The 13,387-nt window shown below is 39.1% G+C and carries 19 protein-coding genes; 11 read left to right on the forward strand and 8 right to left on the reverse strand.

The window, feature by feature from the left end:
- Positions 1–178 precede the first annotated feature (178 nt).
- From ACIQXH_RS11360 to ACIQXH_RS11370, 3 genes are all read left to right on the forward strand, one after another.
- Positions 179–964 carry a (2Fe-2S)-binding protein gene (locus ACIQXH_RS11360; protein WP_403123544.1) on the forward strand — a complete coding sequence of 262 codons (786 nt, stop codon included), beginning with the start codon at positions 179–181 and terminating at the stop codon, positions 962–964.
- A gap of 127 nt (positions 965–1,091) precedes the next feature.
- The gene (gene yhaM / locus ACIQXH_RS11365; protein WP_402867705.1) at positions 1,092–2,033 is read left to right on the forward strand and encodes a 3'-5' exoribonuclease YhaM; all 942 of its coding nucleotides are present in this window, start codon (positions 1,092–1,094) and stop codon (positions 2,031–2,033) included.
- Between the two features lie 97 nt (positions 2,034–2,130).
- The gene (locus tag ACIQXH_RS11370; protein WP_402867706.1) at positions 2,131–2,298 is read left to right on the forward strand and encodes a sporulation YhaL family protein; all 168 of its coding nucleotides are present in this window, start codon (positions 2,131–2,133) and stop codon (positions 2,296–2,298) included.
- 54 nt (positions 2,299–2,352) lie between these two features.
- On the opposite strand, the gene ACIQXH_RS11375 is transcribed toward ACIQXH_RS11370, so the two are convergent.
- A complete protein-coding gene (locus tag ACIQXH_RS11375; protein WP_402867707.1) occupies positions 2,353–3,213 on the reverse strand; it encodes a peptidylprolyl isomerase in 861 nt (286 codons plus the stop codon).
- Between the two features lie 203 nt (positions 3,214–3,416).
- On the opposite strand from ACIQXH_RS11375, the gene ACIQXH_RS11380 reads away from it, so the two are divergent.
- Together ACIQXH_RS11380 and ACIQXH_RS11385 are read left to right on the forward strand one after the other, a co-directional pair.
- Positions 3,417–3,500, forward strand: coding sequence for a YjcZ family sporulation protein (locus ACIQXH_RS11380; protein ID WP_402868524.1), 84 nt, complete (start codon positions 3,417–3,419; stop codon positions 3,498–3,500).
- Positions 3,501–3,679: 179 nt separating this feature from the next.
- Positions 3,680–3,763, forward strand: a complete 84-nt coding sequence (locus ACIQXH_RS11385) for a YjcZ family sporulation protein (RefSeq protein WP_402868526.1) — start codon at positions 3,680–3,682, stop codon at positions 3,761–3,763.
- A 123-nt stretch (positions 3,764–3,886) separates the two neighbouring features.
- Here the strand turns inward: ACIQXH_RS11385 and ACIQXH_RS11390 are convergent, their stop codons facing one another.
- Both ACIQXH_RS11390 and ACIQXH_RS11395 read right to left on the reverse strand, forming a co-directional pair.
- Positions 3,887–4,069, reverse strand: a complete 183-nt coding sequence (locus ACIQXH_RS11390) for a hypothetical protein (RefSeq protein ID WP_402867708.1) — start codon at positions 4,067–4,069, stop codon at positions 3,887–3,889.
- Between the two features lie 98 nt (positions 4,070–4,167).
- A complete protein-coding gene (locus ACIQXH_RS11395) occupies positions 4,168–4,725 on the reverse strand; it encodes a DUF3267 domain-containing protein (protein ID WP_402867709.1) in 558 nt (185 codons plus the stop codon).
- A 204-nt stretch (positions 4,726–4,929) separates the two neighbouring features.
- On the opposite strand from ACIQXH_RS11395, the gene ACIQXH_RS11400 reads away from it, so the two are divergent.
- The gene (locus ACIQXH_RS11400) at positions 4,930–5,256 is read left to right on the forward strand and encodes a DUF1878 family protein (protein WP_402867710.1); all 327 of its coding nucleotides are present in this window, start codon (positions 4,930–4,932) and stop codon (positions 5,254–5,256) included.
- Positions 5,257–5,258: 2 nt separating this feature from the next.
- On the opposite strand, the gene ACIQXH_RS11405 is transcribed toward ACIQXH_RS11400, so the two are convergent.
- Positions 5,259–5,837, reverse strand: coding sequence for an HTH-type transcriptional regulator Hpr (locus ACIQXH_RS11405; protein WP_402867711.1), 579 nt, complete (start codon positions 5,835–5,837; stop codon positions 5,259–5,261).
- Positions 5,838–6,025: 188 nt separating this feature from the next.
- A complete protein-coding gene (locus ACIQXH_RS11410; RefSeq protein ID WP_402867712.1) occupies positions 6,026–6,388 on the reverse strand; it encodes a YtxH domain-containing protein in 363 nt (120 codons plus the stop codon).
- Between the two features lie 320 nt (positions 6,389–6,708).
- On the opposite strand from ACIQXH_RS11410, the gene yhzF reads away from it, so the two are divergent.
- Positions 6,709–6,888, forward strand: a complete 180-nt coding sequence (yhzF, locus tag ACIQXH_RS11415) for a membrane protein YhzF (RefSeq protein WP_402955735.1) — start codon at positions 6,709–6,711, stop codon at positions 6,886–6,888.
- 121 nt (positions 6,889–7,009) lie between these two features.
- Here yhzF and ACIQXH_RS11420 read toward each other — a convergent pair whose 3' ends face one another.
- The 3 genes from ACIQXH_RS11420 to ACIQXH_RS11430 form a co-directional block, all read right to left on the reverse strand.
- Positions 7,010–7,528 carry a tryptophan transporter gene (locus ACIQXH_RS11420; protein ID WP_402867713.1) on the reverse strand — a complete coding sequence of 173 codons (519 nt, stop codon included), beginning with the start codon at positions 7,526–7,528 and terminating at the stop codon, positions 7,010–7,012.
- A 124-nt stretch (positions 7,529–7,652) separates the two neighbouring features.
- Entirely contained in the window at positions 7,653–8,756 is a 1,104-nt protein-coding gene (gene serC / locus ACIQXH_RS11425) for a 3-phosphoserine/phosphohydroxythreonine transaminase (protein WP_403123547.1), read from the reverse strand.
- Between the two features lie 202 nt (positions 8,757–8,958).
- Positions 8,959–9,381, reverse strand: a complete 423-nt coding sequence (locus ACIQXH_RS11430; protein WP_402955763.1) for an HIT family protein — start codon at positions 9,379–9,381, stop codon at positions 8,959–8,961.
- Positions 9,382–10,042: 661 nt separating this feature from the next.
- On the opposite strand from ACIQXH_RS11430, the gene ACIQXH_RS11435 reads away from it, so the two are divergent.
- The 4 genes from ACIQXH_RS11435 (at position 10,043) to ACIQXH_RS11450 (ending at position 13,337) form a co-directional block, all read left to right on the forward strand.
- Positions 10,043–10,786, forward strand: a complete 744-nt coding sequence (locus tag ACIQXH_RS11435) for an ABC transporter ATP-binding protein (RefSeq protein WP_402867716.1) — start codon at positions 10,043–10,045, stop codon at positions 10,784–10,786.
- Positions 10,779–11,987: an ABC transporter permease gene (locus ACIQXH_RS11440; RefSeq protein WP_403123549.1), complete on the forward strand. Its 1,209-nt coding sequence runs from the start codon at positions 10,779–10,781 to the stop codon at positions 11,985–11,987. The genes ACIQXH_RS11435 and ACIQXH_RS11440 overlap by 8 nt, the downstream gene beginning before the upstream one ends.
- Positions 11,988–12,089: 102 nt before the next feature.
- Positions 12,090–12,800: an EcsC family protein gene (locus ACIQXH_RS11445; RefSeq protein ID WP_402867718.1), complete on the forward strand. Its 711-nt coding sequence runs from the start codon at positions 12,090–12,092 to the stop codon at positions 12,798–12,800.
- Between the two features lie 96 nt (positions 12,801–12,896).
- A complete protein-coding gene (locus ACIQXH_RS11450) occupies positions 12,897–13,337 on the forward strand; it encodes a cell wall hydrolase (protein ID WP_402867719.1) in 441 nt (146 codons plus the stop codon).
- Positions 13,338–13,387: the final 50 nt, after the last annotated feature.

The raw sequence follows: 13,387 nt of genomic DNA on the forward strand, positions 1-13,387 counted from the left end.
ATGACTTCGAATGGAGATAGTTGAAGGGTCTTCGGGACTCCTATGGACGCGTATGTCGGTTTCCAGTATATAAGCTGAAGGATCTGAGCGTAAATGAAGCCATCGTTCTTTTTTTAAATTGACATTGAGAATCATTTTCATTAAACTAGGATTAATAGACTAAAAGGGGAGTAGTATAATGAGTCCAGCTCTTAAAACCCAGTCTTTATCATGTGGTAATGCTGAAAAATCAATTATAAATGGAATGAATATAGAAATGCCTCAACCTCATAAGGTGTCACCTTCAATCGAAGAAGAGCTGCAAACGTATCGGATTTCCTTTAAAGAGGAGATAAACAATCCAAGAAACGTGGAGGATATCGAAGAACTGATCGGTTATGCAATAATCCGCTCTGGAGCAGATACTCCTAGGGTTGCCGCTTCCATGTGGTTCAGGCGTTATGCATTTTTTATTACGGCACAACTGTACATGATCAGTAAGCATCGGCTTGTTTGGAATGGTTCGCTTTCTGATTTGGCCATTCTGGATGATCCTGCAGATGCGCAATGGTTTCCAAAATTCTGGCTGAAAGAAAATAGTTGGAGCGATGTTCCGGAGAAGGAAAGCCAACAAGCATTACATACTGTATTAAATAAATTTGGCGCTGATGTCATTGTCCCACTTTCCAAATCTACTAAAGTATCAAGACTTATACTTTGGGAAAATATATGGGGGTATACGGTCTGGATGTATTCAGAGTTGTTGAAGCAATGTGATATCAAAGAAAGAGTGGAAGCCGATATCGAAAATCTGCTGGATGATGAAATCTGGCTGGGGATGGAAAAGCGGTCACCATTCAAACGCTTCATCGGGGAAAAGACGGTACCTGAATCCATGAATTCTTATAAGCGTGTGACATGCTGTTTATATTATCAAATCGAAGGTCAAATGAAATGCCCTTATTGTCCCAATAGTAACTGTTGAATGATTTGTCTAGGAACCAGGCTGTAAGTAAAGCCTGGTTTTCTTATGTGCACTTTAATAGAAACTAAACGCACTAACCAAATTGGTATGTTATAATGTTGATATTTAATTGAACGGAGGCAGTCGCATGAACAATGGGATCATTCATTATGGAATTGGTGAAGTAGTAGATATATATATGTACATCAAAACGAGTACAAAGGCGGTTGCGAGTAATGGCAAGCCATTTTTGACGCTGATTTTGTCTGATAAAACGGGTGAAATCGAGGCTAAACTCTGGGATGTATCAGAGGCTGATGAAAAAACGTACAGTGCCGAGGCTACGGTGAAGGTACAAGGAGAGGTTCAGAATTATCGCGGTCGGAGTCAATTGAAGATTCGTCATCTTAGACTGACTACGGATGCTGATGGCGTCACAAAAGGCGATTTGATTCAAACGGCACCTCTAAGTCAGGAAGAAATGATGGAGACCATCACCCAATTCATCTTTGAAATGAGAAATCCGAATATCCAAAGAGTGACTAGGCATCTGGTCAAGAAGTATCAGGAAGAACTCTTAACATTCCCTGCTGCCACTAAGAACCATCATGAGTACATGTCGGGCCTAGCTTACCATGTCGTGTCCATGCTGGGGCTTGCAAAGGCCATTTCAGGCTTATATCCATCCCTTGATAAGGACCTTCTATATGCCGGGGTCATTTTACATGATTTAGGTAAAGTCCATGAGTTATCGGGTCCTGTGTCAACTGTTTATACGGTTGAAGGGAACCTGCTTGGCCATATCACGATCATGGTGAATGAAGTGGGCAAAGCTGCAGAAGAACTTGGGATTGATACCGAAGAAATAATGATTTTGAAACATTTAGTTTTGAGTCATCATGGAAAAGCGGAATGGGGAAGTCCGAAACCGCCTATGGTGAGGGAAGCGGAAGTCCTTCATTATATAGATAACATGGATGCCAAAATCAATATGATGGATCGGGCCCTTGAAAAAGTGAAACCAGGGGAATTCACCGAAAGAGTCTTTGCACTGGATAATCGTTCATTCTATAAACCAACCTTTAAATAATGAATATGCTTCTTTCCTAACCGGGAAAGAAGCATATTTTTTTATCTCCTGCATATGCTCTAGTAAAACGATGGGGGATCTTGAAAGGAGAATGGACATGCCAATATGGATCTGGTTCGTGTTTATTGGAATCATTGTCAGTGCCGTTATGTCAATATGGACAGCGAGGAAAGAACGCATGATAGACGAAGCGTGGATTGAAAAGGAAGGGCAGAAATATATAGACCGTATGATAGAGGAAAGAGAGAAACGAAAAGAGGCCTAAGATAATAGTAAAAAGCGACAGGGGGTGGTCCCTGTCGCTTTTTAGTGGTGTCTATTATTTTTCTGTAGCAGTTTCGGATGTGATGGAATCTTTCAATTCTTTATCCTTGACCTTCACGTCTGCTTTTTTAATTTCGGAATCTAAAATATTTTGAACTTTAGTTTGGTCAATTTTAGCCACTTTTAGTTTATATTCAAGATCCTTTTTCATATCTTTATACGATTCTTTTTCTTTCTTATCCTGCAATTGGATGATATGGTAGCCAAATTCAGATTTTACTGGCTTGGAGATTTCGTCTTTTTTCAGCTTAGCTGCAGCTGTTTCGAATTCCGGAACCATTTCACCTGTACTGAACCAACCAAGATCTCCACCCTTTGCAGCCGTTCCTGTATCAGTGGAATATTCTTTCGCAAGTGCGGCGAAGTCTCCACCCTTGTCCAATTTAGCTTTGACTTCTTCAGCCGTTTTCTTGTCTTTCACAAGAATATGTCTGGCTTTAAGGTCTGGTTTGTAGTTTTCGTAAGCTTCTTTCACTTCCGCTTCCTTCACGTTAATGTCCGCGATGGCCGCTTTTTCTTGAAGCATGCCGATTCTAAGTGCACGCTTAAGATCTGCTTCACTATTATATCCAGATGAAGCTAAAGCCGAGTCGAAGTTTTCGCCCATTTGATCTTTAAGCTCTTTTACTTTAGCTTTAACTTCTTTATCCGTTACCGTGTATTTATCTGAAAGAACCTTTTCGTATACCATTTCCTGAAGGACTTGGTCACCGTATCTGTCTTTCATCACATTGTAAAACTCTTCTTTTGATATATCTCCAGCTTTTGATTCCACTACTGCTTCTTTGTCGCTGTTGCATGCTGTAAGTCCGATCAGTCCAGCAGCTACGGCAACCGATAATGCCCACTTCTTCATTTAGTAACAACTCCTAATTTTTAAGTTTCTTTTTTTTGTAATTATTCGATTATCCACAAAACTAACTATAACATATTTTGGCTGTTTTACAAAAAATAATATATTGATGTACCTTTAAGAATTTCAAAAAAACTGGGTGTATGCCCACCCATATCCTGAATCCCTACATATGATAAATCGAAGACAACAATGGAGGTAGTTTTATGGGTAATCGATATGGCAGTGGGTTTGCTTTATTGGTTGTTTTATTCGTCTTATTAATGATTGCTGCGGTCGCATATTGTTAGCCGAACACAACATTAATATGAAAAGTGCCCACTCCTTTTGGAATGGAGATGAATAGGATAGGGTAGCCGCTCATGAAATTTACACATGGTGAATAAACCTGATGAAATGTATTTTTTTTACGGGTTATAAGAGTGTGCATGAAAGTAATCTTAATCTGGAATGGGAAGGAGGAAGATCAATGTCTGGAGGAGTTGGTGGGGGCTTTGCCCTAATAGTCGTTCTTTTCATCCTATTAGTAATCATTGGCGCATCCTGGTTATAAGAAAAGACAAAAAAGACGAAGCCGTGTGCTTCGCCTTTTTCTTTATGTGGATAGAAGCGTTGGAATACCACATTAATGCAGGTATGTAATGATTATTATCAGTATATACGCAAGGGCTTCCCTTTACACATATAAAACTTCAATATAGGAGGATAATAACAAAATAGTGATCAACACATTAATGGTCCTGAATACTTTAGGTTGCTTTTCTTCAGAGATTTCCTTTTGAATACATAAAGAGTTTGTCATTCTATTAATATTATAAAGAATCACAATAGCAAAAATAATAAACCAGAACGAGATCAAAAAATCCCTCCTTGCATAACATCATGTATAAATACGATACCAAATATTAATGAAAAAAGATACCTAAAAATCTTGGTAGCGTCGGAAGGAGGCAATATTCATTTTTGGACTAGGATATCGTATCCTTCTCCGTGCTCCTCAATGAAGGATCGCCCGGGTGATCCTATCAGGTTCTTGACATAAATGAAATCCGACACGCACAAACCTGTATGCAAAGATAGTAAAATGGTGAAATAATGGGTGTAGTGTGGGAAAGCCACGGCGCAACCGATAAAAATAAAGGACATGATGAAAAAGGGTAGAACCAAGGTGATAAGATAGAGATTTTTCCGAATCGGATGATGCACGTATACTTTGCATGTAAGTACGAGATGCCACCTGAGGGACCATGATGTTTTTACCTTTTTACATATTAATCTCATAGGTAAGTAGTGTAATAATTTGTGAACAGGATATAATAAGAGCAATAAGCTAAAAAATCCCATCGTTTGATCGTCATACAAAATGACATGGGGTGAAAATACGCTTAATAATGTATATATTAAAACAAATGACATCATTATAGTGAAAACTGTAAATAGGAGTAGACGGCAACTCCCATACTGTTTTGAAAGGTCAATTGTTTTCCATGAATTCATGTTGAAATCAGCCTCCATAGACCCTTAAATTTACTTACATACATTACGATGAATGAATGGAAAAAGCAATAGGTTTTATGGATTTTGTTTTTAGATAAAAAAGGATGGAGTTTCCAGGCTCAGGATTGGTGGGGCATTTCGTGGAGTAACGAAAATTAACTGAAAAAATAATAATGGATTTTGTATGCATATGCTAAATAATGATTGATTGGGGACTATAGAATGAGAAGTGTAAATGAGGAAATCGAAATACTCCGTTTTCACCAGCGACTGCTACTAAAGTTAATTCATAATCCACAGGCAAAATTGGATTATCTTTTCGTGGAAAAAAATTTCACGAAGAGGGAAGCCGAAGAATTACATGCCTTATGTGATGTATTGAGCAAACGCTTTGAAATAGAAAAAGCGGAAGGGTACATGAATTTTCGACCGCTTTTTAGTCAACTGGAGAAAAATTTGAATCCCAAAACAACTATAAAAGAATGCATTGAGGCTTGCCTCTCACAAGGTATATATGTATCGTTCATGAAGGAAATGGCTAAAATGTGAGATTAAACGGCCTCAGTTTCTTTCTCTATCTTTTTTTTTGTAATTTTGCCCTCCACGTCAGTAAAGTCCCGATCGATGTTAGCAAAGGATTTTTCGAATATTTCCATGAAATCTTCCCCATAGATATTACGGATGACAGCCATCATCTCAATCATTTCGGGGAACTTACCGTAAAGTTCACGAAGGGGCATCGCTCCGGAGAAAGCGGAGTTATTACTTGGTTCATAAGTCTCCATTAAATCAAGTATGACTTTTTCTCCCTCATCGGTGATTTCGATATACGTGTTTCTTTTATCATTCTCTTTTTTTGAGAACGTCAAGAATCCACGTTCTTCCAATTTCTTAGAAAAGTTAAAGGCAGTAGAAACATGCATGACCCCAAACTTGGCCACATCGGAAATGGAAGAGCCATTAAGATGATAGGCAATCCATAGAATGTGGTGCTCATTAATGTTTAAATCATGAGGCTTAATCCATTGTTGCCAGTCTTTTTCAATTGATTTCCATAAAGCTTTACTTAATTGAGCGATTCGCTGACTGAATATCATTGCTTCTTTCATAGAATAATTTTTATTCTGCATCTTATGGGCTCACCTACTTATCAGATTCTGTATATATTATTATGACAATAAAATAAAAATTAATAAAGAGAATATTAGCAAAATTTTTAGAAAATTTAATAATCGCCAATGAATTCTCCATTTTTCCCTAAAATACGATGTATTTTTATGGTAAAAATGGAGATTCGACAATGTGCTTCCTTTTGCCTTCAGTTTTTAGAAGAGGGTATGGTTGTTTCCAATTCTCTTAAAGATTCCTCTATTTCTTGAACATTCCTCAATAACTCCGTTTTATTCGGTTCGATGTCCTGCTTCCAGTTCTCTATGACGACTTGTACATCCGAAATGAAAGTTTTCACCGTTTCTTTGCTAATTTGAGTCGCTTCCATCGTGTCCTCTTTAATATTCAGCAATTTAACCTTCAACTCTTCAATCGTTGTTTTAATTTCATCGGAATTTGTTTTAATGCGACTCCGTAGGTCTTTCCCTGAAGTTGGTGTAGAAAGTAATGTGGCTGCACCCGCTACAACTGTTCCGGTAATAAAGCCGATCAATAATGATTTTGCCTTCATTTAGAATCACCTCATTTTATAATTATTCATTTCGCTTAACATGGCCTAAATCCCTGCTAGGAAAAACATCAATTGGAAATTATGTTATATAGGGATATAAATGCTATTGATAACAAAATACCATAATTTTCTTACTTATGGAAGAGGATCTACCATTTTATCTTTATATCACAAAAATATTTTTTTAAACTTCTTTCTTTCAATAATGATAGGGAAACCAAGTGTGAAGACTCTGGAAGTTTACATATAAAGGGAAGTTCAGCATATAGATAATAAAAAAACATGCTGTCGGCTCTGTTGATGGCATTGGTGGGTTTACAATGAAAATGATATTTTTATTAGGTCTACTATGCCTGTGCGGGATGGGGTATTTTTTAGCAAGAGCAAAACATCCAGGGAGTTATCCCCCTAAGAGGGTGCTTCAGTCCAATGCAGTCATGCTGGGGGTCCCAGGTGCCTTTCTGCTTTTGGTCTGGTTATTATGGGTGCTTGTTCATTAAGCGCCCGAGTGGTTTTAGGATGAGTTGGCGAGATCTAGTGGGTGTTGGTTCGAATCCATATAGGAGTGTAAAAAAAAGCACCGGGCATCCGGTGCTTTTTAAAGTATGTTAATCCTGCTGATTAAGCATGAACGGGTATCTTTGTTTTTTTTACAATGCCATTCACAATTGGATAAATAACGATGATTGCCACTGTGTTAAGCAGTACGGCAGGAAGTACGACAGCTCCGAATAGTGCAACGAAAGGTCCTGGCAAGGAAACGATGTAATAAGCCGAACCAAGGAAGACAGCACCAGATATGATGGTTCCTAAGGCAGTCAGGATACTCACGCTGATAACGGAAGTTGAAAACTTCCTAATCCCGATGAATAAAAGGTAAAACAAAAAGGCTGTGACCAACTTATCGATGATATTGGGGATTTGTCCTCCAGGGAATGTCGTTGTCATGGCAGAAATGGCTCCAGCAGCCAGGGCGACGATGAATACATTCTTTTTCTCGGGAAACAGTACAATCGCCAAAAACATCATCAGCAACATCATGTCAGGCTTCATTCCTAAGAAGAATCCAGGAATGATAAAATGGAGGGCTGCTCCAATCCCAATTAATAGGGACATCGACACAAGGGTTTTCGTTTTCATTTACTCATCTCTCCTATTCTCATCTCAACTAAATTTCTTCAACAATGCACTATTGCTTGTTGCAAGAAGTTTAAAATATTATATCATAGGACCTAGCCTTTTAGAAGTCACAATTACCTACATATCAAAGGGCTTGAGTTTCTTTTGCGCTGTAAGATTCTTGGAACTTTTTCATGAACGCAGCAAGTTCCAGACAATGGGAAAGTGGAACGGCATTATAAATGGATGCCCTGCAACCTCCGATGGAGCGATGTCCGTTAAGGCCTACGAATCCAGCTTCTTTTACTTCCTTTAGGAACTGCTTTTCAGCTTCTTCTGTTGGAAGCGTGAACGTAACATTCATATGTGAACGGCTATCAGATAGGGCGTGTCCTTTATAGAAGCCATTGCTGTTATCAATGGTATCGTAGATGGCTTTAGCCTTTTCTTCATTGATTTGTGCGAGTTTTTCTACACCGCCTTGTTCTTTTGCCCAATCCAATACAAGGGATAATAAGTAAATGGCCAATGTTGGCGGTGTATTGTATAAAGAGTTACTTTTTGAATGAATAGAATAATTAAGCATGGAAGGAATCTTGTCATTATCAGTTATTAAGTCTTTACGGATAATTACGACCGTGATTCCTGATGGTCCCAAGTTTTTTTGTGCTCCCGCATAAATGATGCCGAACTTACTAACATCAATTTTTCTGCTAAGGATATCGCTCGACATATCTGCCACGAGTGGGACGCTTCCTGTTTCAGGGAATTCCTTCCATTGAGTGCCGTAGATGGTATTGTTGCTTGTAATGTGCAAATAGGCAGCATCTTCATTCATTTCGATATCAGTAACTTTGGGAATGAACGTATATGTATCATCTTTAGAAGAGGCAACGACCGCTGTTTCCCCAACTTTCTTGGCTTCCTTTAAAGCCTTTTCCGACCAAGAACCAGTCAGGACGTAATCTGCACGTTTCCCATCTTTCAATATATTCATCGGAACCATGGAAAATTGGAGGCTGGCTCCACCTTGTAAAAGCAAGACTTCGTAATTGTCCGGAATTTCCATGATTTCTTTCAGCGTTTGGATCGCGTGATTGTGGATTTTTTCGAATTCTGCGCTTCTATGACTTAATTCCATGACAGACATGCCAGAATCCTCGATATTCAACCATTCATTTTGAGCTCTTTGTAAAACTTCCAATGGAAGGGCAGCAGGCCCCGCGTTAAAATTACGTGCACGTTTCAATGTGTGTTCCTCCTATACAGTAATGTGTGAAAGTATGTAAGACTATATATATCCTAACAGAAAACGAATTTAAATAGGAGGAAAATTTAGAATTTTTAGTGTAGGAAATCGTTATGTAAAAACCTGTAAAAAACAGGCCCCTGAAGGAATCAGGGACCTACTTGGTCTTGGTTTTCCCTAATATGAACATAAAAGGGAAATGTTATTTGATGTGTTGCGAAATGGAATCGGCAATTCCTTTTAAAGCTTCAGGAGTATACTCGCTTGTATGGGTTTTCCAAACGGCACCGAATCCATCATGCTCACCATGGCGTGGAATCAAGTGCATATGGAAATGGAAGACGGATTGTCCGGCGGCCTCTCCGTTGTTGTTTAGGATATTCAATCCTACAGGCTCGAATTCCTGTTTCATGGCACGGGCAATTTCCGGTACGACTTCAAACAGATTCTTGGCGATCTCAGGTGTTAACTCATAAATGTTTTCCTTATGTACTTTCGGAATCACCAGTGTATGTCCTTTTGTTACTTGGCTGATATCAAGAAAGGCAAGTACATGTTCATTTTCATATACTTTCGTACTTGGAATCTCTCCATTGATGATTTTGCAGAAAATGCAATCGCTCATATAAAACACTCCATTCACTATTTTGGTTAATCGTACCATAGCATGATTCCCCAGGAAAAGAAAAAACATAAAAACAGGATGCAACGAAAACGTTGCACCCTGCCGGTTTGAAAAAGGGGAAGTGGGCTTCGATTATATATTCGCATTAGCATCTAAATTCTCTGCGACAAACACCTCATCTACAATAGAGTAAAATTTTGGTCATCTGATTAGAGATTCTGCATTCAAACCAACCATCTCCTATATCTTTAAAGTTTTTTCAACTTCCAAAGTATATTCGATAATGAATGAATGATTTTTCAGCTTTTACGTGCAAGAGAACCATCTCCTTGCTCGAAACGATTTTAATAATGAAGCTTCTGGTATCGTTCAGTTATACGTCTTTGACTGACACCTCATTTACAATTTTGAATGTGAATAAATTGTAATGGAACTTCTGGGTATTTCAGTGTTATACGTCTTTAACTGACACCTCATTTACAATATGACGTGAATCACTTGCAATGACTAGCCCCTTCTTCCTTAATTATGATGGCCCAGAAGTAAGAAAAATATAATTGGTTATTTTAGGAAATTTTAAATTGGGTGCACTCGACTATATAAAAACAGGAGAATTTGGTAAAATGGTAAAAAGAACGTTTATATAGAAAGGATCGTTTATATGTCCTTATTGGAAATTAAGCAACTAGTTGGGGGATACACGAAAATACCCGTACTGAAAGGAATAAGTTTCGATATTCAGCCTAATGAGCTTGTTGGGTTAATCGGACTCAACGGTGCTGGGAAAAGTACGACGATAAAACACATTATTGGACTCATGGAGCCTAAAGGTGGAAGTGTCTCGATTCATGGAAAAACACTCGCCCAAGATCCTGATACATATCGGAAGCAATTCACATATATTCCGGAAACACCTATTTTATATGATGAACTGACGCTTGAGGAACATTTGAAGCTAACGGCCATGGCTCATGGTCTGGAAGAATCCGAGTATAAAGAGAGAATGACCGGTCTCTTGAAGGAATTCCGCATGGAGAAAAGGCTTAAATGGTTTCCGGCCCATTTTTCTAAGGGCATGAAACAGAAAGTCATGATTATGTGCGCCTTTTTAATACAACCATCATTATATATCATAGATGAGCCATTTGTAGGCCTGGATCCACTAGGCATTCAATCTTTGCTTGATTTGATGAGGAAAATGAAGGAGAGTGGGGCAGGTATATTAATGTCGACGCATATCCTGGCTACTGCGGAACGTTATTGCGATTCTTTCATCATCCTGCACAACGGAGAAATACGGGCAAAAGGTAACTTGGAGCAGCTTCGCGAACAATTCTCCATGCCTGGAGCCACGCTAGATGATTTATACATCCAGTTAACGAAGGAAGAGAACGGTCATGAATAGTCAAGGTCTCTGGAAGGAAAGGTATATTCTCTACATCCAGGAAATGCAAAAATACCTTCGTTACATTTTTAACGGCCATCTCGTTTTCGTGATGGTATTGGTATTAGGCGGTTTGGCTTATTATTACAGTGACTGGGTGAAAACACTGGATAGTGATTTTCCGGCTGAACTGATCATGGCCTTTGTGTTGGGCATGCTTGTAACTAGAAGTCCCATCAACACATTCTTAAAAGAACCGGATACCGTGTTTTTACTGCCGCTTGAAACGAAGATGAAAAGCTACTTCAAAAATTCTCTGATGGTCAGTTGGGTCATGCAAGGATTTTTGCTATTAATCATGTTACTCGTATTCGTACCAATGTATGCAAAAGTTACGGGTGCAAGCGGTAAGCAGTTAGGGTTCATACTCGTTGTGTTACTCGTATTGAAGTATCTGAATTTATCCATGCGCTGGCATGTGCTGAAGTACCAGGATGTATCAGTGAGCCACTGGGATTCGATTCTCCGCCTGGTACTTAATGGCGTCATACTTTACTTTGTATGTTCAAAAGCCCATATCCTATATGTACTGGTCACCTTCGTATTGCTGATTGGCTTATATCTGTATTACCGCAGTGCCACTAAAAGCCTTGTTTTGAAGTGGGAACGTTTGGTGGAACTCGAAAACAAGCGGATGACATCTTTTTACAGAATCGCGAATATGTTCACGGATGTTCCTCACTTGAAAGGGAAGGTAGCACGCAGGAAATGGATGGACTGGCTTTTAGCCTTCATCCCATACGGTGAAAAATCCACCTATAATTACCTGTATGCCCGCACATTGCTTAGATCGAATGATTATGTAGGTCTATGCTTACGGTTAACGGTAATAGGCGGCATCATACTTATGGTGTTTACTAACATCTGGGCGCATTTAATCGTCACTTTCTTATTCCTATTCATGACAGCCCTTCAGCTTTTACCAGTTTGGAAGGTGCATGAATGGAAAGTCTGGGTCTCCTTATATCCATTGCCCGCAAAAATGAGGGAAACCGCAGTCATTAAACTTATATCCTATTTCCTTTTATTTGAGGCTGTACTGTTTTCCCTCATCCTTTTAATAAAGGGAGAATGGGTTTCCACTTTAGCCGTATTGGTTCTAGGGATCATCTTCATTCTGGGATTCAAAAAGTACGCCACCAAAAAAATCAAGAACTTTTAAACGCGAAGCTGATTTTTCTTTTGAAAAATCAGCTTCATTTTTTAGAAATTAAAGCTAAAACTTGTATGGACGGTATATACATGAAATATGGAGGTGGGAAAAATGGATGCATACGAGCAAAAGGCGCTATCTGAACTCGCCTCATGGACAAAGAAAGTCAATAAGAAGTCAGGCAAGTTTGAGCGGGTTTCCAAAAAGGTTCAACTCAAAGTGAATAGTTATATCCCGACAAAGGTTCATAAAATGATTTCCGAGAGCATTAGAAGCATGGTGGGGGCTGTGTTGTCAGGATCTAAGTATATATCCAAAGAAAAAAACGTCATGCTGTTATCTTTGCAACAAAAAGAAGAGTGGGTAAAAGAAAAGGTAACGAGCCATCGTAGAACGGCGGTCATTGAAGGGGTGGGGACGGGTGCGGCAGGCCTATTGGTTGGGATGGTCGATTTCCCCCTGCTATTAAGCATAAAAATGAAGCTATTATTTGAGATTTCCCGCCTATATGGATTTGACCCAAACGAATATGAAGAACGATTGTTCATCCTTCACGTCTTCCAAATGGCTTTTTCAAGCGAGAAAAAGAAAATGGAGACTTTAAGGGTCATACAGGACTGGAATAGGGGCAATCACCCGGAAATCAATTGGCAGGATTTTCAGCAAGAATATCGCGATTATATTGATGTGGTCAAAATGTTCCAGCTTGTTCCGGGGTTTGGCGCGGCCGTCGGTGCCTATGCCAACCACCATTTACTTGAACAGCTTGGGGAGACGGCGATCAATTGTTATCGGATTCGTCTTTTATCCAGTAAAGAATGATTAGAGTACCCGTCGGTTTCTATTTAAAACTTCGTTTCACTTTTATGAACAGACATGAATATAGTTATTTTTCATACTATATATTGAGGTGAAAACATGCCAAGAGTAACTTACCGAAGTTCGGATGTAGATTTAATGGCAAGGATGATGAGGGCAGAGGCCGAAGGTGAAGGGCTCCAGGGAATGTTATATGTCGGGAATGTCATTGTGAATCGTGCTGTAGCAGATTGCTTAGACTTTAAAAATGTTAGAACAATCCCTGAAGTCGTCTATCAGGTTCAAGGAGGAAATTATTCTTTCGAAGCGGTTCAAAAAGGAAATGTATTTTATCAAAGATCGAGAGAGGCTGAAAGAAGATTAGCAAAAAGGAATTTGGAAAGTTGGAGAGAACACCCAGCGAAATATGCTCTTTGGTACTTCAACCCATATGCTGCGTGCCCTCCAACATGGTATGACCAGCCTTTCACCGGCCAATTTAAAAATCACTGTTTTTATGAACCAAAACCTGGAACATGTGAAAGTGTTTATATGGGATAGTTTTTGGATGTTCCGTCCATGTTACAGTTTTTTAAAGAACACGCTTGTAG

This window comes from Peribacillus sp. NPDC097225 (genome assembly GCF_044761955.1).
In the GTDB taxonomy this organism is placed as follows: domain Bacteria; phylum Bacillota; class Bacilli; order Bacillales; family DSM-1321; genus Peribacillus.

What these genes read in the sequence shown, in the direction of transcription:
- ACIQXH_RS11440 (WP_403123549.1), top strand. Translation starts at nt 10,779, where the DNA reads ATGAATAGTCAAGGTCTCTGGAAGGAAAGGTATATTCTCTACATCCAG.
- ACIQXH_RS11375 (WP_402867707.1), bottom strand. Translation starts at nt 3,213, where the DNA reads ATGAAGAAGTGGGCATTATCGGTTGCCGTAGCTGCTGGACTGATCGGA.
- ACIQXH_RS11370 (WP_402867706.1), top strand. Translation starts at nt 2,131, where the DNA reads ATGCCAATATGGATCTGGTTCGTGTTTATTGGAATCATTGTCAGTGCC.
- ACIQXH_RS11385 (WP_402868526.1), top strand. Translation starts at nt 3,680, where the DNA reads ATGTCTGGAGGAGTTGGTGGGGGCTTTGCCCTAATAGTCGTTCTTTTC.
- yhzF (WP_402955735.1), top strand. Translation starts at nt 6,709, where the DNA reads ATGAAAATGATATTTTTATTAGGTCTACTATGCCTGTGCGGGATGGGG.
- ACIQXH_RS11360 (WP_403123544.1), top strand. Translation starts at nt 179, where the DNA reads ATGAGTCCAGCTCTTAAAACCCAGTCTTTATCATGTGGTAATGCTGAA.
- ACIQXH_RS11380 (WP_402868524.1), top strand. Translation starts at nt 3,417, where the DNA reads ATGGGTAATCGATATGGCAGTGGGTTTGCTTTATTGGTTGTTTTATTC.
- yhaM (WP_402867705.1), top strand. Translation starts at nt 1,092, where the DNA reads ATGAACAATGGGATCATTCATTATGGAATTGGTGAAGTAGTAGATATA.
- ACIQXH_RS11410 (WP_402867712.1), bottom strand. Translation starts at nt 6,388, where the DNA reads ATGAAGGCAAAATCATTATTGATCGGCTTTATTACCGGAACAGTTGTA.
- ACIQXH_RS11420 (WP_402867713.1), bottom strand. Translation starts at nt 7,528, where the DNA reads ATGAAAACGAAAACCCTTGTGTCGATGTCCCTATTAATTGGGATTGGA.
- ACIQXH_RS11435 (WP_402867716.1), top strand. Translation starts at nt 10,043, where the DNA reads ATGTCCTTATTGGAAATTAAGCAACTAGTTGGGGGATACACGAAAATA.
- ACIQXH_RS11405 (WP_402867711.1), bottom strand. Translation starts at nt 5,837, where the DNA reads ATGCAGAATAAAAATTATTCTATGAAAGAAGCAATGATATTCAGTCAG.
- ACIQXH_RS11400 (WP_402867710.1), top strand. Translation starts at nt 4,930, where the DNA reads ATGAGAAGTGTAAATGAGGAAATCGAAATACTCCGTTTTCACCAGCGA.
- ACIQXH_RS11445 (WP_402867718.1), top strand. Translation starts at nt 12,090, where the DNA reads ATGGATGCATACGAGCAAAAGGCGCTATCTGAACTCGCCTCATGGACA.
- ACIQXH_RS11430 (WP_402955763.1), bottom strand. Translation starts at nt 9,381, where the DNA reads ATGAGCGATTGCATTTTCTGCAAAATCATCAATGGAGAGATTCCAAGT.
- ACIQXH_RS11450 (WP_402867719.1), top strand. Translation starts at nt 12,897, where the DNA reads ATGCCAAGAGTAACTTACCGAAGTTCGGATGTAGATTTAATGGCAAGG.
- ACIQXH_RS11395 (WP_402867709.1), bottom strand. Translation starts at nt 4,725, where the DNA reads ATGGAGGCTGATTTCAACATGAATTCATGGAAAACAATTGACCTTTCA.